The sequence below is a fragment of the Thioalkalivibrio sp. genome (genome assembly GCF_007692535.1).
Taxonomy (GTDB): Bacteria; Pseudomonadota; Gammaproteobacteria; order Ectothiorhodospirales; family Ectothiorhodospiraceae; genus Thioalkalivibrio.
The window spans coordinates 1-21432 of the sequence record NZ_REBW01000075.1 but is presented as its reverse complement, the minus strand read 5'-3'; the positions used below and the strand labels follow the sequence as shown (position 1 = coordinate 21432).

Here is a 21432-nt window from a genome sequence, read left to right as displayed (position 1 = left end):
CTGCGCGCCTCGGCCCCCTCCCCCTCAACGCCCCTGCGGTGACTCAACCGTCGCTCAGGCGGATTTCTGCAGACAGGAACCCACCGCCCACTCGATCAGCTCCGGCCCGCAACCCCCGCGGCGCACTTCCTCGGTGAGTACGCGGCGCCAGTGCCGTGCCCCCGGCGTACCATGGAACAGTCCCAGGATATGCCGGGTCAGGCGCACCATCGGGATGTCCCGCGAGCACATCTCTTCCGCCAGTGCGACCAGCCCGTCGACCACCTCCGCGCGACTCGGATCCCGTTGCGCGCCGTAATAGATACGGTCCACCTGCGCGAGTTCGAGGGGACGATAATAGGCCGTCCGACCCAGCATGACCCCATCGACGGCGGGCAGGTGCCCGAGCCCTTCCTCGGCGCTCTGGATTCCACCGTTCACGATGATCTCGAGCTCCGGAAATTCCTGTTTCAGCCGATAGACGCGTTCATAGTCCAACGGCGGCACATCCCGGTTCGCGGCCGGGCTGAGCCCCTTCAGCCAGGCCTTCCTGGCATGGACGATGAAGGTCCGGCAGCCGGCCTCGGCCACACGCTTGACGAAGCGATGCAGGTCCGCCTGCGAATCCTGGTCATCGATCCCGATCCGATGCTTCACGGTCACCGGGACCGAGACGGCCGCGGTCATCGCCTCCACGCATTCCGCCACCGTATCCGGTGTGGCCATCAGGCAGGCTCCGAAGGCACCGGACTGGACGCGCTCCGAGGGGCAACCCACGTTCAGGTTGATCTCGTCATAACCGAAGCCCGCACAGATCCGCGCCGCCTCCGCAAGCAGCGGCGGCTCGGAGCCACCAAGCTGAGCGGCAACCGGGTGTTCGTGGGCGTCGTGACCGAGAAGATGCCGCCGGTCGCCGCGGACCACCGCGTTCGCGTGCAGCATCTCCGTGTACAGCAATGCCTCCCGGGTCAGAAGGCGATGGAAACGACGGCACCAGCGGTCGGTCCAGTCCATCATCGGCGCGACGCAGAAGCGGCGACTGATCGCGTCCGTCCGGGTGGAGGGAAGCTGTCTCATGCCGTCGTGACCTGAAGCTACACGCATTCTGCTGGTTCAACCTTCTTTCGTGGTTCGGCAGCGTCTTGGCTCCCGGGTGCCGAGTCGTGATACCTGCGGGAGCGCCTTTTGCTGCGCTGGTCGCAGGCGGACCCGGAGCAGGAGAGTCTGCCCGTTGACGGTAGCCGGAAGCTGCCCGGAAGCGCCCGGGATCAACAGGAACGCCGGCTGTGCCCAGCGGGAGTCTGCCACATCCGCCACCCGCCCGTGCGAGCGCGCGCGGAGCTTGCGGGAGACAGCCTCCATTAGATTGATTTTCCGGTGCTTTTTACTACACTTAGAGATAAGCATCAAGAACTTTTCCGGTAGCAGCCAGTTGTTCCCGGGAGTTTCCACCATGTCACTGACGCGCAGAACCTTTCTCAAACAGATGGCCCTGGCCGGAAGTGCCGCGTATCTCGGTGCGTGTTCGCGGACAACCACTGCCGAGCACCCACCGGGCTCCTGGCAGCCCGCGTACGCGGGCTTGCACGCCGAGGGCAGACTCGCTGAACGGGCCGAGGAGGCGTACCGTCGGTTCGAGCACTGCGAGCTATGCCCGCGCCGATGCGGGGTCAACCGCAGAGCCGGTCAGCTGGGTTTCTGCAACGCCACGGACCGGGTCAAGGTCCACAGCCACCAGCCGCATTTCGGCGAGGAACTGCCCCTGGTCGGGCGACGCGGCTCAGGCACGATCTTCTTCTCCAACTGCAACCTGCGCTGCGTGTTCTGCCAGAACTGGCCGATCGCTCATTCGGGACTCGGCCGCGAGGTCAGTGACGCCGATCTCGCCGACATGATGCTGAACCTGCAGGAACGCGGCTGCCATAACATCAACGTCGTCACACCCACTCACGTGATGCCGAACATCGTCAACGCCGTTCTCATCGCCGCGGAAAAGGGGCTCAGGTTGCCCATCTGCTACAACACGGGCGGTTACGAGCTGGTCGAGAACATCAGGCTCCTCGACGGCATCGTGGATATCTACCTCCCCGATCTCAAATTCATGGACGGCGCCGAATCGGCGCTCTACGCAACCGCCGGTGCACGCGATTATCCGGAGATGGCCCAGCAGGCGATCCTGGAAATGCATCGGCAGGTCGGCCGGGTCGTCACCGACGATCGCGGCGTGGCCCTGCGCGGGCTGATGGTTCGTCATCTCGTGATGCCCAACCGGGTCGCCGGTTCCCGGGAATTCGTCGACTGGATCGCGACGAACCTGCCCAAGGACACCTATGTGAACATCATGGCGCAGTATCGCGTGGAACACCGCGCCTTCGAATACGAACCGATCGCCCGCGCGATCACCTCGCAGGAATTCCTGGAGGCCATGGAACGGGCCCACGATGCTGGCTTGAGCAATCTCGACGAGCGTTCGCTTTCCCAGGCCGAGGTACACCGTCGCCGGCTGATGTGATTCAAGCCCAACGGCCGGGAATGGCTTCCCCGCAATGCGAACATCGGCCGCCGCTAAGATTCACCTCGTCGATAATGAACCCTACGCGCCCGATCACGATCTCCGCGCAATTCGGGCAGTAGGTGTTCTCGCCGGCATGACCCGTGACCCTGGAGACGTAGACATATCTCAGCCCTTCCTCCAGCGCCGTCTCCCTCGCCCTGTCGAGCGATGAGACGGGCGTCTGCGGCAGGTTCGCAAGCCGGTACAGTGGATAGAACCGGGCAAAATGCAGCGGGACATCCGCTCCGAGCTCGTCCCTTATCCAGGCGCACATGCGCCGGATGCTGCCGATATCATCATTCAGCGTGGGTATCAGGATGTTGGTGATCTCCAGGTGCACCCCGGCCCGTTTCAGCGACACCAGGGACTCCAGCACCGGGGCCAGCTCTCCGCCACAGATATCCCTGTAGAACGCGGCGTCGAATCCCTTCAGGTCGACATTCGCCGCATCGATCCTGGCGGCCAGTTCCTTCAGCGGAGCGGGCTGGATGTAGCCGGCTGTATGCAACAGGTTGAGGAGGCCCGCGTCCCGGGCCAATTCCGCCGTTTCGAACATGTATTCATAGAACACGACCGGCTCGCCGAAGGCATAGCTGACCGACTTCAGATGGGCCGCCGTGGCGTGGTCGATGACGGTGGCAGGCGGCATGTCATAGGCATGCACCTCGTGCGGATCGACCAATGCCATATCCCATACCTCGCAGAACTTGCAGGCGAGGTTGCACCCGGCGGTCGAGACGGAAAGCGTTCTGCTGGAGGGCAAGACGTGAAAGAACGGCAGGCGTTCGACCGGATCCTCCTGGACCAGAACAGGATTGCCGTACGCGAGCGTATGCCCGATTCCACCCTGGTTGCTCCGCACACGGCAACGCGCTGTTTCGCCGGACTCCAGCACACACTCCCAGGGACACAGCTCACAGTGGACCAGGCCCCCGGCCCCTTCCCTGAACCATCTACCGGGTCTGGGCCGAACCAGGCCCCTTGGGGCAGGGCTCGCCTGAGTGCGTATCGCCCGGCCCCCGACCCCGGCAAGGCACAATGCACACAACCCGCCGAAACCGGCTTTCAACAGTTTCCTCTTGGCCAGATCCCGTCCAGTACCATCGTTACTGTACATGGGGCCTCCTGGATACCATCAGTACTGCAAACGCCGTCGCGTTGACCGTTGCCGCCAGAAGGCAACAGGCCACAATTCCAATGATAGGCGCGACAATGGCACTTGCCAAGGCGGCCCCAACACAGGCCCCGAGCAACTCCACGCCGTACACCATGCCCGCCGATTTCTCCGCGCGACGATTCATGGATCTGAACGCCTCGGCCGCCAATGGAAAATCCAGGCCGTTCAGCAAGCCTGAAACAAAGGTCAGCAGCGAAAACAGCAGGAACACCATCGTCGCCGAATCCATGGCCGCCGAGTGGGGAAGCACGACGGCGATCAAGCCGGCAAGAATGGCAATCGAAAGTTGGACCCCGGCGAGGATGTCCGTGTTGGCCTTGTCCTTCACGAACCGGTTGGTCAGCGCCGTACCCAGCGCCAGGCCGGCCATGAAGATGGCAACGATCAGGCCCACCATTTCGTAGATGAAGCCGTAAATGCTCTGAAACGAGAACAGGAGCGCAATCTGCAGCGCCATGGTGGAAAGACCGGTGGTGAAAACGGCAAAAACCACTGCAAAATGCCGGTCCGGGCGCGTGCGCCGGATGCCTCCCAGAATCCGAAGGAAAAGCGACAGGGCGATGACAAGGGCGACTGCCGGAAGAATCCACCATCGCTCGACGTGCAACAACCGCTTCAGGGTCTCGGCGTGACCCGCCCGAGTCAGGTCGCCCCAGAACATCAGCGTGTAGAAGTACCCGATGGGCTTGAAATCGGAATTGATGAAAAACCGGGCGTTGACCGGCGGCAGGTCCCCCTCGCCCGCCTGTTGCTGGGCAACGGAAGCGACCCGGAACGGGGCTGACGGAGGTGCCGCGAGGTGCGCGTCTGCGGTGCGCCCGTGGTTGCGAAGAATCCAGTTCACCCGGCGCAACTGCGATTCCTCCAGCAGGAGGTGGAAGTGGTGGCGGGAAAAGGCCTCGGTGTCGACGCCACGCGCCAGATAGCGCCGTTGCAGCAACGCAGGATCGGCGGAGATCTGATCCGCGGCATCGGAGGCGAAATAGATCAGGAAGTGCTCGCCCACCGGCAGTACCGTGGCAAAGACGCTGCCCAGCGTATGTTGGATGGTCGCGTTGCGATTGGCGACGGCCGTTCCGCGCAGTCCCGCCGTGGAAACGGCGCCGATGACGAATACGCCGTCGGGATTGAGCAACCTGCGTACCTGTTCGAAAAACTCCCGGGTGTAATAGCGGTTCAAGACCGCGGTGGCGGGATCGGGAACATCCACGATCACCATGTCGTAGTGTTGATCCGCTTCCTTGACGAAGACGCGTCCGTCGGCGTGAACGAGCCGTACACGCGGTTCCCGCAACGCCGCCAACGTGGCCTCCGAGACATGGGCCCGGGCGGCCTTGGTCAACACCTCATCCAGTTCCACGTAGTCGACCCGGTCGACCGGGTGTCTGATGATGGCATCCAAGGTGCCACGCAAGCCACCGCCAATCAGGAGGACGCTCTTCGGGTCGACGTGCTGGGTCATGGCGAAGTGCGCGAAGACCGCCGCCTCCTGTTCCTCGAAATGGGGAACCGCGGTGTCGTGTCCTGCGGCGGCAAACATCAGGTGGCCACTGCGAAAGAAGCTGAACTGGTCCTCGCGGCGCGCGATGGCAATGTTTCCGTATTTCGATTGGTGCGTCGCGACGAGTTCATGATCCGGGGCCAGATGCCCCCACTGGATTCCATGGGCCCAGTCGTCGACCTGACCGAGAAACACGAGCGAGCCTCCGCCCGCGATCAACAGGCCCGTCAGTACGGCCCTGGTCCGCCCCCGTACCTGCTCGGTAAATCCCGCGACCCTGCGCCCGGTCCACAACACCGCCGCCCCCATCAGCATGCCGGCAAGCACCACCGACTGGAACGAGTTGAGGTAATGCACCATGACCAGCGTGAAGATGATCCCCCCGAAGATGTTGCCCACGGCTTCGCCGATGTAGGTCTTGCCGGCGCCGGAGGTGTCCTCGGCCCTGTCGCTTTGCCGCCAGAGCTTGGCCAACAGCACGAACTGCATCCCGATCAGGATGCAGGCCGGCGCCATCACGGCAAAACTGGCAACGAAGATGTCCGGCAGCGACAGGTACGCCCCCGGCACCACGTCGAAAAATCCCCGCAGGCCACGGATGAGCAGAACCGTACCCACCAGCAGGGGCAACAGAGCCGCCGCGTTCAGCATCAGGACGGCCAGCACCCGCCCCGTCCGTTCGGCGACGGCCGCCCCAAGGGCGCTTCCGACACCAACCCAGGCCATCCATGCGGAGAGAATGATGCCGATCGACAGTTCGTTGCCGTGGAACACCATCAGCAACTCGCGCAGCAAGACCACCTGCGCGATCTGGGAAACCATTCCCAGCATCAGGACCGAGAAGAATGGCGCGGGGAATCTGCGCATCATCGCCGCCGAGAGTGGAGTCGAAGCCTCTTGAGCATGGCTCAGGTACCGGCATCCCGCCACCACGCGTGACTGCGGCGGCCGACGGGCTCCCTTAGTGCCCACCCACATCCGCCCCCCCTTCTCCGGATGGGCGCGGTATCCTTCGCGGGTGCGATGCATCTCCCGAGTGCGCCCCTCGCAGGCGCTGCCATGGCTGACGATGCGCACCCCGGAACCAAAACGCCTGCCCGGAGGTTGCTGTGAGCATGACCCGCGAACATTTCGACGCCATCGTGATCGGCAGCGGCCCCGCCGGTGAAGGTGCTGCCATGAAACTGGTGAAGTCCGGGCGACGCGTGGCGATCGTCGAGTCGCACCCGAGCGTCGGGGGCGGCTGCACCCACTGGGGCACGATCCCCTCCAAGGCGCTGCGCCACAGCGTTCAGCTGGTGGCCGATTACCGCCGGGACCCTGTTCTGCGCCGCCTGTTCGGCGTCTCGCAGGTGGGTTATCCGGAGATGCTCGAATCCGCGGCCGACGTCATCAGCGAGCAGGTGCGCACCCGCAACCGCCACTACACCCGCAACCACGTGCCCATCCTCCATGGGCACGCCCGCTTCACCGACCCGCAGACGGTTGCGCTGAGCCATGGGGAAGCCACCCGAACCTTCACCGCCAACCACTTCGTGGTGGCCACCGGATCCCGGCCCTATCATCCGGACGACGTCGATTTCAGCCATCCACGAATCCTCGACAGCGACTCGGTGCTACGCCTGGGGCACTCCCCTGCCTCGATCACCATCTACGGAGCCGGCGTCATCGGCTGCGAATATGCCTCGATCTTCTGCAATCTGGGGATCAAAACGAACCTGGTCAACACCCGTGACCGACTGCTCTCCTTTCTCGACGACGAGATCACGGATGCGCTCGGCTACCATCTCCGTCACCAGGGTACGGTGATCCGGAACAACGAGGAATACGAATGCGTCGAGCCGCGTGACGACGGAGTGATCCTCCACTGCCAATCGGGGAAGAAATTCCGCAGCGATGTGCTCCTGTGGGCGAATGGCCGTTCCGGGAACACGCAGGAAATGGGATTCGAGGAAATCGGGGTTGCGGTCAACCACCGCGGTCAGATCGAGGTGAACGATCGCTTTCAGACCTCGCTACCGCACATCTACGCCGCTGGGGACGTGGTCGGCGCACCCGCATTGGCCAGCGCGAGCTACGATCAGGGCCGCTTCGTGGGTACGCTGATTGCGGATGGAGAGACCGACTGGCGCCTCATCGATGACATTCCCACCGGCATCTACACGAGCCCCGAGATCAGTTCCATCGGCCGCACCGAACGCGAGCTGACGGCCCGAAAGGTACCCTATGAAGTGGGCCAGGCGAATTTCAAGAGCATCGCCCGGGCACAAATCACCCGGCATACCGTGGGTGTGCTGAAACTGCTGTTCCACCGGGAGACCCTGGAAATCCTCGGCATCCATTGCTTCGGCGAACAGGCCTCCGAGATCATCCATATCGGGCAGGCGATCATGGCCCAGCCCGGAAAGGCCAATACGATCGAGTACTTCGTCGAGACGACCTTCAACTACCCGACCATGGCAGAGGCCTACCGCATCGCTGCGCTGAACGGGCTCAACCGGCTCTTCTGAGCCGTTGGGTGCCATCGTTTCGACTGATCCAGGAGGATTCCCATGCCGGACCCGGTTCCACACCAAGGATTTCGCGACAGCGTGGCAAGCATGGTCGAACACGCCATGTCGCTGCTGGACGTACCGGAGGGTACCGCCGATGCGCTGAAGGCCTGTTCCTCCGTGGTCCAGGTCAGCTTCCCGATTCGTTTGGGCGACCGCATCGAGGTCTTCACCGGTTGGCGTGCCGTCCACTCCGCCCATCGCCTGCCGGTCAAGGGAGGGCTGCGCTTTTCTCCCGACATGGACCAGGACCATGCCGAGGCCCTGGCCGCACTGATGACCTACAAGTGTGCCCTGCTCGACGTCCCCTTCGGCGGGTCCAAGGGCGGACTCAGGATCGATCCCCGCCAATATGACGAGGCCAGCCTCGAGCGGATCACCCGCCGGTTCGCCCGGGAACTGATCCGGCGGGGGTACATCAGCCCGGCCGAAAACGTGCCCGCCCCCGACATGGGTACATCGCAGCGGGAGATGGCCTGGATCCTGGACAGTTACAAGGATCTGCACCCCGAGGACCTGAACCATATCGCCTGCGTCACCGGCAAGCCGCTCGAACTGGGTGGTATTCCCGGACGGCTCGAGGCCACCGGTCGCGGCGTGAAATATGCCCTGGATGCCTTCTTCAGCGAGCCCGACGCGGTGCGCGAGGCCGGGCTTGAGGGGAAGCTCGGCGATCAGCGGATCGTCATCCAGGGGCTGGGCAATGTCGGCTACCACCTCGCATCGCTGCTGCAGCAAAAGGACGCGCCGCGCATCGTCGCGATCATCGAGCGGGACGGAGCCCTGTTCGACGAGACCGGCCTGGATGTCGCGGCCGTGCACGACTACATGCAGCGAACCGGGGGCGTCGAAGGCTTCCCCGGTGTGGGTTTCGAGCGCGATGGCGCGCGCATGCTCGAGGCCGACTGCGACGTGCTGATTCCCGCCGCGTTGGAGGGGGTCATCCACGCCGGCAATGCCGAGCGGATCCAGGCGCGCCTGGTGGTCGAGGCGGCCAACGGGCCCTGCACCTGGGAGGCGGACCGGATCCTCGTCTCGCGCGGCATTACCATCCTGCCGGACGTGTTCGTCAACGCCGGCGGCGTGGTGGTTTCGTATTTCGAATGGATCCGCAACATCGGCCATATCCGCCTGGGACGGCTGCACCGGCGGCACGAGGCGACGCGCGGGCAGCACGTGATCTCCGCGATCGAGATGATGACCAACCGCTCGGTACCGGATTGGCTGCGCGAGTCATTGACACGCGGCACACAGGAAATCGACCTGGTACGCTCCGCACTGGACGATTCGATGCGCCTCGCCTTCCAGGAAATACGCGAGACCCGCGAGATCGAAGGCAATGACGTACCGATGGATTACCGCACCGCCGCCTACCTGATCGCCCTGCGCAAGGTCATGCGTGCGCGCTCGGATCTGTCCTCCTTCTGAGCCAACCAGAACCGTCCCGCAGAAGGCTTCATCAAGCGGAGTAGCGCGATTCGAGGAATCCGAGCAGCGTACGCAGCGCCATGGCCTCGCCCCCCTTGGGCCGGCCGGGCCGTGCCCGGGTGTTCCAGGCCATCACGTCGAAATGCAGCCAGGGAACATTCGCGGGCGCGAACTCCTGCAGAAACAGGGCGGCTGTGATCGCGCCGGCAAATCGGCTTGCACTGCTGTTGACCATGTCGGCGATGTCGCTGTCCAGCAAGTGTCGGTAGGTCCGATGCAAGGGCAGGGGCCAGACCGGGTCGTCCCAGCGTGCCGCGTGCCCGCTGAGCGCCTCTGCGAACTCCGGCTCGGTGCAGAAGAATGCCGCGATCTCGGTCCCCACCGCCACTCTCGCGGCTCCGGTAAGCGTGGCGAAGTCGATCAACAGATCGGGCTCGATCTCGCCCGCTCGCACCAGCAGATCGGCAAGAACCAGGCGACCCTCGGCGTCGGTATTGTCGATCTCGATGGTCTTGCCGTTGCGCGCGGTCAATACGTCCCCGGGCCGGAAGGCGCGCGAGCCCACGGCGTTCTCCACCGCGCCCAACAGGAGGGTGATGCGGATCGGCAGGGAGAGCGCCATGATGAGCCGGGCGAGCCCCAGCGCAATGGCGGCGCCACCCATGTCCTTCTTCATCAGGCGCATGCTGTTGCCTGGTTTGAGATTCAGCCCGCCGGAATCGAAACAGACACCCTTGCCCGCCAGCACCACGTGGGGGCGTCCGGGTTCGCCCCAGTTCAACTCGATCACCCGCGGCCCGCACACGCTCGCGCCGCCTACCGCATGGATGCAGGGATAGCCGGCCGCAATCTCCCCTGCGTCGTGGATCACCTCGATATCAGCGCTGAACTCCGCTGCCAGCTTCTCTGCCGCCTGCGCCAGATCAAGCGGCATCATGTCCGCCGCCGGAGTATTGATCAGGTCCCGTGCCAATGCATGGGCGCCCACCACGGCCTCAACCCGGCCGCGCTCGATGCCCTCGGGCCAGATCAGTTGCGGCGATGCCTTTTGCACCTTGCGGTAGCGGTCGAAGCGATAGCTCCCCAGCCCCCATCCGATCGCGGCGAGCAGTTGCATCTCCGCACCGAGGGGCTCGCCCCCGAGGCGATACGCTCCCGGCTCCAGGACCTGTGCCGCCTGCGCCAGCATCCAGATCGGCGCGTCCGGATCGTACCCAACGAGCACCGCCTCGGTCAGGCCGTCTGCCGAGGGGATGCGCAGCAGGCTGCCGGCTCTGGCCTGGAAGCCGTGTTGTTCCGTCCATTTGCGCCAGTGATCGGGACGGGCGTCCAGCGCGCCGGACAGACGTTCTCGAGTCACCGGGATCAGCGGGACGGCAAGCTCGGCATGGGTGATGAAGACGGATTCCACGGGAGTTCCTCCGGGTGTCGGGATGGATTCAATGCGCCGGTGCGTCATTTCCAGTCGCGAAGCACGGCTGTCATGATACCGTCATGCGCCACACTGGGATCGCCCAGGAAAAGGACAAGGACCAAGGCATGATGACCGCAGCGCTGGAGATTCGAGGCCTGCACAAGACCTACCGTAACGGTTTCGAGGCCCTGAAGGGCATCGACCTGACGGTCGCACCGGGAAGCTTCTTCGCCCTGCTGGGACCGAACGGCGCGGGCAAGTCGACCACCATCGGCATCGTGACGTCGCTGATCAACAAGACCTCGGGCAGCGTGCGCGTGTTCGGACACGACCTGGACCGGGACCTGCAGGAGGTCAAGCGCAGCATCGGCCTGGTCCCGCAGGAGTTCAACTTCAACACCTTCGAGCCCGTGGGCGAAATCGTCGTCAACCAGGCCGGTTACTACGGTATTCCGCGCCGCGAGGCCTGGCGGCGCGCCCAACACTACCTCGGCGAACTCGGGCTCTGGGACAAGCGCAAGGACATGGCGCGAACGCTCTCCGGCGGAATGAAGCGGCGGCTGATGATCGCCCGCGCGCTGGTGCACGAACCGCGGCTGCTGATCCTGGATGAACCCACCGCAGGGGTCGACATCGAACTCAGGCGCTCGATGTGGGACTTCCTGCGCAACATCAACTGCGATGGCCGCAGCATCATCCTGACCACCCACTATCTCGAGGAGGCCGAGCGGCTTTGCCGGAACATCGCCATCATCGATCGCGGCCGGATCGTCGAGAACACGACGATGAAGAGCCTGCTGACCAAGCTGGATACCGAAACCGTGGTGCTGGACCTGCTCGCACCGGTGCAGCAGCTGCCGGTGCACGACAGCATCGTGCTCCGCGGCATCGACGAACTGACGGTCGAGGCCGACATCCACAGGGGAGAAAGCCTGAATACATTGTTCCATCTCCTTGACAAGGAAAAGATTCAGGTTCAGAGCATGCGCAACAAGACCAATCGCCTGGAGGAACTCTTCATCCGTATGACCCAGGCGCCGAAGACCCGCGGCCGCGACATGCAGACCTCCCAATGACGCCGCTGCATCTGCACGAGCATTGGACGGCGCTGCGCACCATCGTGACCAAGGAAGTGCTGCGCTTTGCGCGCATCTGGGTGCAGACCGTCCTCCCGCCGGTGGTGACCATGGCGCTGTACTTCATCATCTTCGGCGGGCTGATCGGATCCCGGATCGGCGAGATGGACGGCTACCGGTACATGGACTTCATCGTGCCCGGCCTGATCATGCTGGCGGTGATCACCAACAGCTACGCAAACGTCGTGTCCTCGTTCTTCAGTTCCAAGTTCCAGCGGCACATCGAGGAATTGCTGGTCTCGCCGGTACCCAACAGCCTGATCATCCTCGGTTTCGTAGGGGGCGGCGTCGCCCGTGGTCTCACGGTCGGGGTGGCCGTGACGCTGGTCTCCCTGTTCTTCAGCCCGCTCAGCGTCCACAGTATCCCGGTGACATTGTCGGTCGTCGTGATGACGTCGATCGTGTTTGCCCTTGCCGGCCTGATCAACGGGGTCTTCGCCCGCAGCTTCGACGACATTTCGATCATGCCCACCTTCGTTCTCACTCCCCTTACGTATCTGGGCGGCGTGTTCTACTCGGTCTCCCTGCTGCCCGGGTTCTGGCAGGACGTCTCGAAACTGAATCCCATCCTGTACATGGTGAACACCTTCCGCTACGGGCTGCTGGGCACAACCGACCTGTCGCTATGGGTTTCCTACGCCATCATCATCGCTTTCATCGTCGGCCTGTACGTCTTCGCATTGAATCTGCTGAACCGCGGCGTGGGGGTGCGAACCTGACGCCCGTGGCAGGCCCGAGCAGCTTCCCGGAAGCCCTCCTACGCCCTGATCCTTGCCCCGCGCCGGTCGCACCCATTTTTCATCCCAACGCAATGATGGTATAAACCGGCATTCTCGAGACGACGAGTCGTCATGCCCGTCAGAAAAACGCTTTACTCCCTCTTCGCCTTAGGCGGCCTGGGTATCACGGCGATGACCGCATCGGGCTATCTTCCCGCAGGGCATGCGTCCAACGCGGGCGTGGCCGAGCTTCTGAATACGAGCCTCGGCCCGGTTCCTCATCAACCGGGTCTTCGCCTGCGGGCGTCCCTCCTCCAGGATCTGGAATGTCGGCCCGAAGGCGGTCCCATGGAAGAGTTGCGCCAGGCGGCGCGCGCCAGGCTCGTACAGATCAACTCCCTCCCCTGGGCCGAATTCGAAGGCAGCGGAGCCAGCGAACGGATCAGTCGCGGCGAGGCATCCGATCCCCTGGATGACTTCGTAGTGGCCACCGCCGAAAACAACCTGAATCTGGAAGTGCCACCGACCCTGCCCGACCTCGACCAGGCGCTATGGTCCAGGCATACCCTGAACGAGGGCGAACACCTGGGGGCGCTTTGGAACAACGCCTGGGGGCTACAGATGCGCACGCTTTACCGCCTGCTGGAGGACTCCGAGAGCGCCAGCATCCTGAACCGCGTCTTTCCCGGGCAGAAGGTCGAGTGGCTCGTGGACTCCGATGGAATCCTGAAGCGGCTCCGGCTCTGGAGCGACCGCGCCGAAGGCAATGAGTGGGCGCGTCTGGATGGAACCGACGCGTACAGCCGGCGGCAGATCGAAAGCGCACGGGAGGTCACCCACCAGGTCGTCGCGGGTCAGATCCGGAGCGATGTCCCGGCTTCGGCGGCGGTCAACGACGCCCTGTCCCCACCCGCTGTCGCCGCGTTGCCCGCGATCCTGGACGGGTATCTCCCTGAGCCAGAAGCGGTCCGTGACGGCGACCAATACACCGTCCTCGTCGAACAGGAAACCCTGGTCGGAGACGATACGCCCTACGACGTCCGCTTGCTGGCCTTCAGCTACAGCGGGCAGCAATTCTCGGTCAGCGCCGTCCGGCATATCGACGGCCTTTTCTACACGCCCGACGGGCAGGGCCTGTTGCCGCCCTTCGATCGCAAGCCATTCTCCGGCAGCTATCGCATCACCTCCGGGTACCATTCCGGGCGCCGGCATCCGGTCACCGGCCGCGTCGCGCCGCACCTCGGCACCGACTTCGCGACACCGGTGGGCACCCCGATCATCGCGCCCGCTGACGGCAAGGTGACGCAGGTCGATAGCCATCCGCATGCAGGGCATTACCTGGTGATCGAGCACGGTCAGGGCTACACGACCCGCTACCTGCATCTGCAGAAGGCCCTCGTGCGTCCCGGGCAGAGCGTGGAGCGCGGCCAACGCATCGCCCTTTCCGGCAACAGCGGCCGTACGACCAGCGCGCATCTGCATTACGAACTGCATGTGGACGGGCGTGCGGTGGACGCCATGCGGGTGCAGCTGCCGCAGAACGAGACGCTGACCGGGGCGGAGCTGGAACGGTTTCAACGGATCGCCCAGCCCTTGATCGCTGCATTGCAGGACGCGACGCCCGCACGCGAGATCGCGATGCATCCGTTCCCGGGACAGGACTTCTGAGCTGGTCCCGCGCGCAGAACGCGCCAGCCTGCGGGTAGGGCGGTGCTGCCCTCATTGATGACGCCCCTGACTCCCGCCCACCTGGAATGGGACGGGGACCAGCCGCGCGCCGTGGATTACGAGGACCGGTACTTCAGCGCGCGGGACCCCAGGGGCGAGGTGCGCACGGTCTTCATCGAGGCGAACCGACTGCCACAGCGATTCGCGAACGCGCGCCGCTTCGCCATCGGGGAGACGGGCTTTGGTACCGGCCTCAACTTCTGCCTGACCCTGGAGACCTGGCGCGAGCATGCGCCGCCGGACGCCTTTCTCAGCTACCTGAGCGCAGAGGCCCACCCACTTGCTCCCGCAGACCTCTCACGCGCACTCCGTGCCCAGGGCATCGCGGACGGCGACATCGGTACCCTCCTCGCGCAATACCCACCCCCGCTGTCCGGGCTGCATCGGATCCATTTTCCCGCCGATCGGGTCGTGCTGACCCTCGTCTATGGCGACGCTGCGCCCGCGCTGGCACGGGTGCAGGGCCGTGTGGATGCATGGTTCCTTGACGGCTTCGCGCCCAGCCAGAACCCCGCGCTCTGGAACCTGGCGGTGTTTCGGCAACTGGGGCGTCTCTCCGGACAAGGAACGACCCTCGGCACCTTCACCGTGGCCGGGCAGGTTCGTCGCGACCTCGCAGAGGTTGGCTTTGCCTTGCAGAAGGTCCCGGGCTTCGCCGACAAACGCGAACGGCTGATCGGCGTTTTCTCGCAAGGGCAGCCATCTGCTGCGGGACCGGAGCAGGTGGCAGTGATCGGCGCCGGAATCGCCGGCCTTGCGACCGCCTGCGCCCTGCGCGAGCGTGGGCTCAACCCCACGCTGTTCGACCCTCACGGGGCCGGCAAACGGGCGTCCGGGAACCCGGCGGCACTCCTTACGCCCCACCTCAGTGCCGGGGACACCCTCCGAAATGCGTTGGCCCTCAGCGGCATGCGGGCTACACAAGCCCTTCTGGGCACCACCGGCGTGAACAGCGCCGACAGCATCGAACTCGCCCGTGGCGTGCAGCACCACGGAATCACGAGGCACGCGGCACGACGCCTGGCGCACCTCGTCGCCAGCGATCCTGGGCTCACCGGTGGCCTGTTTGCCGTGCGCTCCGGCGAACCCGACCTTCCCGTCATCTATTACCCCGATGCGCTGGGTATCGATCTCGGTCGGTACTGCCGGCATCTCGGCGCGGAACTGAAACTCCGCGATCGCCAGGTCCGGAACATCCAGTCAAAGGCGGAAGGCGTCACGGTAGACGCTGGTGAGGGCCCCGAGACCTTCGACGCTGTCGTGATCGCGACCGGCGCTGGCGATATGACCCTGGTCTCGGGTCCACCACGCCCATCCGTCGTGGGCGGTCAGATGACCCGCATACGGGCTCCGCTGGCCGCGTGGGGGGATTTCGCACTGACCGGCAAGGGATACTGCCTGCCCGAGCAGGATGGCCAGCACTGGCTCGGCGCGACCTATCGAAGGGACGCCGGGAGCGCCGGCGTACGCGACGCAGACAACGCCGAAAACCTCAATGCCTTGCGCTGGGTGGACCCGGCGCTGGAAGATCCTGCCGCAGTGGAAGTCACCGGCGCCTGGTACGGTCAGCGCGCGGTCTTTCCTGACCGCCTGCCGATGATCGGCGCAATGCCAGGGCAGACGGCAACAGGTGGCGATCCCCTCCCACGGATATTCCTGAACCTGGGCTACGGTTCGCGCGGGCTGCTCTACGCAGCGCTCGGGGCGCAATGGCTCGCGGACCGTCTCTGCGGTCTGCCCGAGCCGTTGCCGGACAACCTCGCTCAGCTTTTTTCGCCGGCCCGGTTCGAGGCAGGAAAGCGTCGCGGCCGCTGATCCCCCGTCAGCTCGCCCCGCGCCTCTTCCGAACCGCCTTACGCGGCGCAGCCGCGGCCTTCAGCCCCGTATGCTGGGTCTTGAACCGCCCTCGCCGGCCCTCCACGCCCACCGGCTTGCCCCCACGAACACCGGTTCCTGCGGGCTGGTAGTTCGGGACCAGATGCCGTTTGCCGTTACCGATCAGGTCGGCACGGCCCATCCTCTGCAGGGCCTCGCGCAGCAGCGGCCAGTTCTCCGCATCGTGGTAGCGCAGGAAGGCCTTGTGCAGCCGCCGCGCGCGGATTCCCTTTGCCGAGTGCACCCTGTCACCCCCCTCACGCCGAATCCCGCGCAGGGGGTTGCGTCCGGTATGCCACATGGCCGTGGCGAGGGCCATCGGCCCGGGCAGGAAGGCCTGGACCTGGTCTGCGCGGAACCCGTTGCGCTTCAGCCACAGCGCCAGGTTCAGCATGTCCTCGTCGGTCGTTCCCGGGTGTGCGGCAATGAAATAGGGAATCAGGTACTGCTCCTTTCCAGCCTCCCTCGAGAAGCGATCGAACATCGCCTTGAAGCGGTCATAGGTTCCCATGCCCGGCTTCATCATCCGGGAAAGTGGGCCTTCTTCCGTATGTTCCGGCGCAATCTTCAAGTAGCCCCCCACGTGGTGGGTCACCAGTTCGCGCACGTATTCGGGGGATTCCACCGCCAGGTCATAGCGCAGTCCGGACGCGATCAGCACCTTTTTGATCCCCGGCAGCGCCCGCGCCTTGCGGTACAGGCCGATCAGTGCCGAGTGATCGGTGTTCAGATTCTTGCAGATCCCCGGGTAGACACAGGACAGCCGGCGGCAACTTGACTCGATCTCCGGGTCCTTGCAGGCCAGCCGGTACATGTTGGCCGTCGGTCCGCCCAGGTCGGAGATGACGCCGGTGAAGCCCTCGACCCGGTCCCGGATCTCCTCCACCTCGCGCAGGATGGAGTCCTCCGAACGGCTCTGGATGATGCGGCCTTCGTGCTCGGTGATGGAACAGAACGAACAGCCGCCAAAGCAGCCGCGCATGATGTTCACCGAAAACCGGATCATCTCCCAGGCCGGTATCCGGGCATCGCCATAGGCGGGATGCGGCGACCGTGCGTAGGGGAGATCGAACACCGCGTCCATCTCGGCTGTGGTCAGCGGGATCGGCGGCGGGTTCAGCCAGACCTCCTTGTCGCCATGGCGCTGCACCAGGGCCCGCGCGTTGCCCGGATTGGTTTCCAGGTGCAGCACCCGCGAGGCATGGGCATAGAGCACCGGATCGGCGCGCACCTGTGCGTAGGCCGGCAGGCGGATCACGGTGCGGTCGCGCGGGTGACCGCGCGGGACATCGCGCTGCAGACGCACCACTCTGGGCCCCTCTTCTCTGGGCCCCTCTTCCGCGGCTCCCTTGGTCGCGCAACCCGCGGCACTGACCATGGCGTAGGGATCCGGCTGCGGGTCCACCGCTCCTGGCGCATCGATGTCCGTGGAATCGATCACCACCCTATCCGCCGGCACCGCATCGCGCAGGAAAACGGTGCCGCGGACGTCCCGAATCTCGCGAGGATGTTCGCCAGCCGCCACCCGGTGCGTGACCTCGACCAGGGCGCGCTCGGCGTTGCCGAACAGGAGAAGATCCGCCCGGGAGTCGAGGAGGACGGAGCGGCGTACCTTATCGGACCAGTAGTCATAGTGAGCGATGCGCCGCAGGCTGGCCTCGATGCCGCCGATCACGATCGGGACCTCCGGATAAGCCTCGCGTGCCCGCTGGGAATAGACGATCACGGCGCGGTCTGGACGCCGCCCGCCCTCGTCGTTGGGCGTGTAGGCGTCGTTCCGGCGTACCCGCCGATCCGACGTGTAGCGGTTGACCATCGAATCCATGTTCCCTGCGGTGATGCCGAAGAACAGGTTGGGCCGGCCCAGCGCCTGAAAGGGTCCCGTGGACTGCCAATCGGGCTGGCTGATGATGCCGACACGAAATCCCTGTGCCTCCAGCAGGCGCCCGATGATCGCCATGCCGAAGCTGGGATGATCGACGTAGGCGTCACCAGTGACCAGGATCACGTCACAGGAATCCCACCCCAGCTGATCCATCTCGGCACGGCTCATCGGCAGGAACGGAGCCACGCCAAAGCGCTCCGCCCAGTACTTGCGATGCGAAAACAGGGGCTTGGCAGTATCCATTCGGAGAATCTCTTGAACCTTCAGGCCATTACACGTTGATTATCGTCTTGATTCAAAATACCACGCGCCCTGCAGCACCCGGGCACCGCCTCAAAAGAGACAGGCCCGACCGCTTTCCACTCTCCCCGCCCCGCGTCACCCCGGCTTGTGCACGCCCGCGTAGGGGATGTTCGCCAGATTCAACAGTTCCCGGTTGAAGGTGATCAGGTCCTCCCGGCCAAGATCGGCAAGGCGTGCACGGCCCGCTGCGCGGGACAGGACCTTCATCAAATCCAGGGATGCATCCAGGAACCGAGCCAACCGCTCGCCTCCCTCTTGCGGATCCAGACGCCTGCGCAGTTCCGGATCCTGCGTGGCCACGCCGGTCGGACAGCGGTTGGTGTGGCAGATGCGTGCACCGACACAGCCCACCGCCTGGATCGCACTGTTCCCCAATGCAATGCCGTCGGCCCCTAGCGCCAGTGCCTTGATGCAGTCGGCCGGAGTGCGTAGCCCCCCGGTCACGATCAGCGTTACCCTGCCGCTGGCGCCGCGCAGGTCCAGGTAATGTCGGGCCCGGGCCAGCGCCGGAATCGTCGGAACGCTGATATGGTCACGCAGCAGCGCGGGCGAGGCACCGGTGCCACCGCCGCGACCATCGAGGATCACGTAATCGGCCCCGGCCTCCAGTGCAAAGGCCAGATCCTGCTCCACGTGGTTTGCGGACAGTTTGAAACCCACCGGAATCCCGCCCGTCTTCTCGCGCACACCATCGGCGAAACGGCGGAAGTCTTCGGGGGTCTCCAGGTCCGGGATCGCGGGCGGCGACACCGCGTCACGGCCGGCCTCGATCCCTCGCACCTTCGCGATCTCCTCGGAGACCTTGGCGCCGGGCAATACCCCACCGACACCGGTCTTGGCGCTTTGACCGCCCTTGAAGTGAAAGGCCTGTATCTTGTCCAGGATGTCCTCGGAATACCCGTAACGAGCCGGCCCGAGTTCGAACAGGTAACGCGAATTCTCAGCCTGCTCTTCGGGCAGCATGCCTCCCTCGCCGGAGCAGATCCCGGTCCCCGCCTGTTCCGCCCCCATCGCCAGCGCGATCTTCGCCTCGCGCGACAGCGACCCGAAACTCATGTCGGTGACCAGGAGCGGCATTTCGAGCCGCAGCGGGCGCCGGGCCTCGGGTCCGATCACCAACGCGCAGTCGACCTCGGTATCGGAAGCCAGCGGTCGCCGCGCGAACTGGGCGGTCAGCATCTGGATCTCGTCCCAGGAGGGCAGTCGGTTCCGGGGAACACCCATGGCCACGGTGGGGCCCATAGCACCGATTTTGTCCAGGCCGCCGGTCGCGAGGGCATGGATGAACTCCACATGTGGTTCCGTATCCGTGTTTTTTGGGTCAGGTGCGGCCTCCGTCGACGCCCCTTCGGCGTCTTCCCCGCTGCCGTCGAATTCCTCCCCCAGCGCCGACTCCGGCACCTGCTCGTGGCTGCCATCACAGTACGGGAAATCCTTCGACTGCTTGCACCTGCAGAGCCAGGCCTCGCCCGTTTCACGCGCGGTGAAGGCGAGCGGCTCGATTCCGGTACCTTCGTGAGAGCCATCGCAGAAGGGCTGGTTTTTCGAACGGCCGCAACGACAGAAGTAGTACTCCTTGCCCTTTTCGAGCTGCACGCCCTTGGGTTCGAGTGCCGCGACGATCGGCTTTGCCATGTGAACTCCTTGCCCTATCGGCTGTTGCTATGTGAATTCGCTGTTGCGACTGACGGCCGGATCGCGGCTGGAAGCCGCGCTCCTACGCTGTCGACTGTTGCTGTGTGAATTCGCTGTTGCGATCGCAAAAAGTGAAATACTCTCTCCCTGGATGCAAATCACGAGGCAGACCTGATGGCCCCTATCGACCACCGAGGCACACGCCGGGACTACCGCCGGGGCAGGTTGGACCTGCCTGATCTGGCCGCGGACCCGATGGAACAACTGGCCAGCTGGCTGGCCGACGCCCAGGCCGTCGACAATCCCGAGCCCACGGCCATGATCCTCGCGACCGTCGGGGAAGACGGACAACCCTCGCTGCGCGCCGTTCTGCTGAAGCACCTGGACGACGAGGGACCCTGCTGGTACACCGACTCCCGCAGCCTGAAGGGACAGCAGCTCGCATTCAACCCAAAGGCGTCCATCCTCTTTTTCTGGCCCGAACTGGAGCGGCAGGTCCGCCTCGACGGCCTCGTCGCTCCCCTTCCCCCCGAACTGGCGGATGAGTACTTCGCGACCCGCCCGCTCGGTAGCCGGCTCGCGGCGGCCGCCTCGCACCAAAGCCAACCGATCGCCAGCCGGGACGAACTGGAGCGCCGCCTGGAAGCGGTCCGCGAACGTCACCCCGATGGCGCGGTGCCAAGGCCGCCGACCTGGATCGGCTACCGGCTGGAGCCGAGCCTGTTCCAATTCTGGCAGGGACGGGAAAACCGCCTCCACGACCGCTTTCAATATACGCGCGAAGGCGGTAGCTGGACCATAACCCGCCTGATGCCCTGAGCCTTCAGCGCGGCAGGGGACTGTACCCTTACTGCCGGGACCGCGCTTCTGCTATTATTCGGCCGCTGTCGCGCCCGCGCACAGCCGCCGACGATGCCGGCGGCCGCCTGGGCCGGCCTCGACCCATTGGAGAGGTGCCGGAGTGGTCGAACGGGACGGTCTCGAAAACCGTTGTACGCTTGCGCGTACCGTGGGTTCGAATCCCACCCTCTCCGCCAACTATCATTAAGAATCAGGCACCTACGGGTGCCTTTTTCTTGGACCCATCATCCCAGAGAGCGGTAGGGCCGCCCACAAAAAACGCCTGGGACATGCCCGGCGCGGTGTGGTCAGCGCAGCGTGATCGGCGGTCACCGGGGTCGGACCAAGGGAAGCCTCTGAATTAACTCACGAAAGCGGCTGTTTCTCACCCGACTAACGCCTTAGGGGCCCTTTTTTGGCACCTAAAACGGCGTGATAAGGCTCAGGGTCGCATTTCCCGTTCTCTAGTTGGGAACAGTCAGCCGAAATGTCCAGCAGTTCTTGAAGAGCGACGCGGTGACGGCGATGGCCATTGCCGAGAGCACCGCGAACGGCAGGATCACGAAGTTCGGGTCTACCGAGACGGGCATCGGCCGGTGTGCTGTAGCACGAGCGTGCTACATTAGAGGCGCAACCCTGGAGGAGCCCTCAATGCCCACCACGACGATTCGCTTGCCTGAGGACCTGAAGGAACGCGTGTCACGCG

General features: G+C 64.7%; 15 protein-coding genes and 1 tRNA gene. 9 read left to right on the top strand and 7 right to left on the bottom strand.

What is annotated here, in order from left to right:
- Positions 1-54 precede the first annotated feature (54 nt).
- Complete coding sequence (gene dusA, locus EA346_RS02715) at positions 55-1056, bottom strand: tRNA dihydrouridine(20/20a) synthase DusA (protein ID WP_296755321.1); 1002 nt, start codon at positions 1054-1056, stop codon at positions 55-57.
- Between the two features lie 376 nt (positions 1057-1432).
- Here dusA and EA346_RS02710 point away from each other — a divergent pair, with 376 nt between their 5' ends.
- Entirely contained in the window at positions 1433-2491 is a 1059-nt protein-coding gene (locus EA346_RS02710) for a radical SAM protein (protein ID WP_296755319.1), read from the top strand.
- A 1-nt stretch (position 2492) separates the two neighbouring features.
- On the opposite strand, the gene amrS is transcribed toward EA346_RS02710, so the two are convergent.
- On the bottom strand, positions 2493-3650 hold the full coding sequence (gene amrS, locus EA346_RS02705; RefSeq protein WP_296755316.1) for an AmmeMemoRadiSam system radical SAM enzyme: 1158 nt from the start codon (positions 3648-3650) through the stop codon (positions 2493-2495).
- On the bottom strand, positions 3640-6081 hold the full coding sequence (locus EA346_RS02700) for a fused MFS/spermidine synthase (protein ID WP_296755313.1): 2442 nt from the start codon (positions 6079-6081) through the stop codon (positions 3640-3642). Before EA346_RS02700 ends, amrS begins: the two co-directional genes overlap by 11 nt.
- A gap of 245 nt (positions 6082-6326) precedes the next feature.
- On the opposite strand from EA346_RS02700, the gene sthA reads away from it, so the two are divergent.
- Entirely contained in the window at positions 6327-7721 is a 1395-nt protein-coding gene (gene sthA, locus EA346_RS02695) for a Si-specific NAD(P)(+) transhydrogenase (protein ID WP_296755311.1), read from the top strand.
- Positions 7722-7811: 90 nt separating this feature from the next.
- Positions 7812-9191 (top strand): Glu/Leu/Phe/Val dehydrogenase, encoded by a 1380-nt coding sequence (locus tag EA346_RS02690; protein WP_296755396.1) that lies wholly within the window; start codon positions 7812-7814, stop codon positions 9189-9191.
- Positions 9192-9222: 31 nt separating this feature from the next.
- On the opposite strand, the gene EA346_RS02685 is transcribed toward EA346_RS02690, so the two are convergent.
- Positions 9223-10602, bottom strand: a complete 1380-nt coding sequence (locus EA346_RS02685) for a M17 family metallopeptidase (RefSeq protein WP_296755308.1) — start codon at positions 10600-10602, stop codon at positions 9223-9225.
- 131 nt (positions 10603-10733) lie between these two features.
- On the opposite strand from EA346_RS02685, the gene EA346_RS02680 reads away from it, so the two are divergent.
- From EA346_RS02680 to mnmD, 4 genes are all read left to right on the top strand, one after another.
- Positions 10734-11681, top strand: coding sequence for an ABC transporter ATP-binding protein (locus EA346_RS02680; RefSeq protein WP_296755392.1), 948 nt, complete (start codon positions 10734-10736; stop codon positions 11679-11681).
- On the top strand, positions 11678-12460 hold the full coding sequence (locus EA346_RS02675) for an ABC transporter permease (RefSeq protein WP_296755306.1): 783 nt from the start codon (positions 11678-11680) through the stop codon (positions 12458-12460). Before EA346_RS02680 ends, EA346_RS02675 begins: the two co-directional genes overlap by 4 nt.
- 132 nt (positions 12461-12592) lie before the next feature.
- On the top strand, positions 12593-14128 hold the full coding sequence (locus EA346_RS02670) for a peptidoglycan DD-metalloendopeptidase family protein (protein WP_296755302.1): 1536 nt from the start codon (positions 12593-12595) through the stop codon (positions 14126-14128).
- Between the two features lie 57 nt (positions 14129-14185).
- Positions 14186-16003, top strand: a complete 1818-nt coding sequence (mnmD, locus tag EA346_RS02665; RefSeq protein ID WP_296755299.1) for a tRNA (5-methylaminomethyl-2-thiouridine)(34)-methyltransferase MnmD — start codon at positions 14186-14188, stop codon at positions 16001-16003.
- Between the two features lie 7 nt (positions 16004-16010).
- On the opposite strand, the gene EA346_RS02660 is transcribed toward mnmD, so the two are convergent.
- Together EA346_RS02660 and EA346_RS02655 are read right to left on the bottom strand one after the other, a co-directional pair.
- A complete protein-coding gene (locus EA346_RS02660) occupies positions 16011-18191 on the bottom strand; it encodes a YgiQ family radical SAM protein (RefSeq protein ID WP_296755297.1) in 2181 nt (726 codons plus the stop codon).
- Positions 18192-18326: 135 nt separating this feature from the next.
- Entirely contained in the window at positions 18327-19886 is a 1560-nt protein-coding gene (locus EA346_RS02655) for a glutamate synthase-related protein (protein ID WP_296755294.1), read from the bottom strand.
- A gap of 174 nt (positions 19887-20060) precedes the next feature.
- On the opposite strand from EA346_RS02655, the gene pdxH reads away from it, so the two are divergent.
- Together pdxH and EA346_RS02645 are read left to right on the top strand one after the other, a co-directional pair.
- Positions 20061-20705 (top strand): pyridoxamine 5'-phosphate oxidase, encoded by a 645-nt coding sequence (pdxH, locus tag EA346_RS02650; protein WP_296755292.1) that lies wholly within the window; start codon positions 20061-20063, stop codon positions 20703-20705.
- 128 nt (positions 20706-20833) lie between these two features.
- Positions 20834-20923, top strand: a tRNA-Ser gene (locus tag EA346_RS02645).
- 267 nt (positions 20924-21190) lie between these two features.
- Here EA346_RS02645 and EA346_RS02640 read toward each other — a convergent pair.
- On the bottom strand, positions 21191-21316 hold the full coding sequence (locus tag EA346_RS02640) for a DUF4400 domain-containing protein (RefSeq protein ID WP_296755289.1): 126 nt from the start codon (positions 21314-21316) through the stop codon (positions 21191-21193).
- Positions 21317-21432: the final 116 nt, after the last annotated feature.

Coding starts and splice junctions, on each gene's coding strand:
- dusA (WP_296755321.1), bottom strand. CDS start 1,056: ATGAGACAGCTTCCCTCCACCCGGACGGACGCGATCAGTCGCCGCTTC.
- EA346_RS02710 (WP_296755319.1), top strand. CDS start 1,433: ATGTCACTGACGCGCAGAACCTTTCTCAAACAGATGGCCCTGGCCGGA.
- amrS (WP_296755316.1), bottom strand. CDS start 3,650: ATGTACAGTAACGATGGTACTGGACGGGATCTGGCCAAGAGGAAACTG.
- EA346_RS02700 (WP_296755313.1), bottom strand. CDS start 6,081: ATGATGCGCAGATTCCCCGCGCCATTCTTCTCGGTCCTGATGCTGGGA.
- sthA (WP_296755311.1), top strand. CDS start 6,327: ATGACCCGCGAACATTTCGACGCCATCGTGATCGGCAGCGGCCCCGCC.
- EA346_RS02690 (WP_296755396.1), top strand. CDS start 7,812: ATGGTCGAACACGCCATGTCGCTGCTGGACGTACCGGAGGGTACCGCC.
- EA346_RS02680 (WP_296755392.1), top strand. CDS start 10,734: ATGACCGCAGCGCTGGAGATTCGAGGCCTGCACAAGACCTACCGTAAC.
- EA346_RS02675 (WP_296755306.1), top strand. CDS start 11,678: ATGACGCCGCTGCATCTGCACGAGCATTGGACGGCGCTGCGCACCATC.
- EA346_RS02670 (WP_296755302.1), top strand. CDS start 12,593: ATGCCCGTCAGAAAAACGCTTTACTCCCTCTTCGCCTTAGGCGGCCTG.
- mnmD (WP_296755299.1), top strand. CDS start 14,186: ATGACGCCCCTGACTCCCGCCCACCTGGAATGGGACGGGGACCAGCCG.
- EA346_RS02660 (WP_296755297.1), bottom strand. CDS start 18,191: ATGGATACTGCCAAGCCCCTGTTTTCGCATCGCAAGTACTGGGCGGAG.
- EA346_RS02655 (WP_296755294.1), bottom strand. CDS start 19,886: ATGGCAAAGCCGATCGTCGCGGCACTCGAACCCAAGGGCGTGCAGCTC.
- pdxH (WP_296755292.1), top strand. CDS start 20,061: ATGGCCCCTATCGACCACCGAGGCACACGCCGGGACTACCGCCGGGGC.
- EA346_RS02640 (WP_296755289.1), bottom strand. CDS start 21,316: ATGCCCGTCTCGGTAGACCCGAACTTCGTGATCCTGCCGTTCGCGGTG.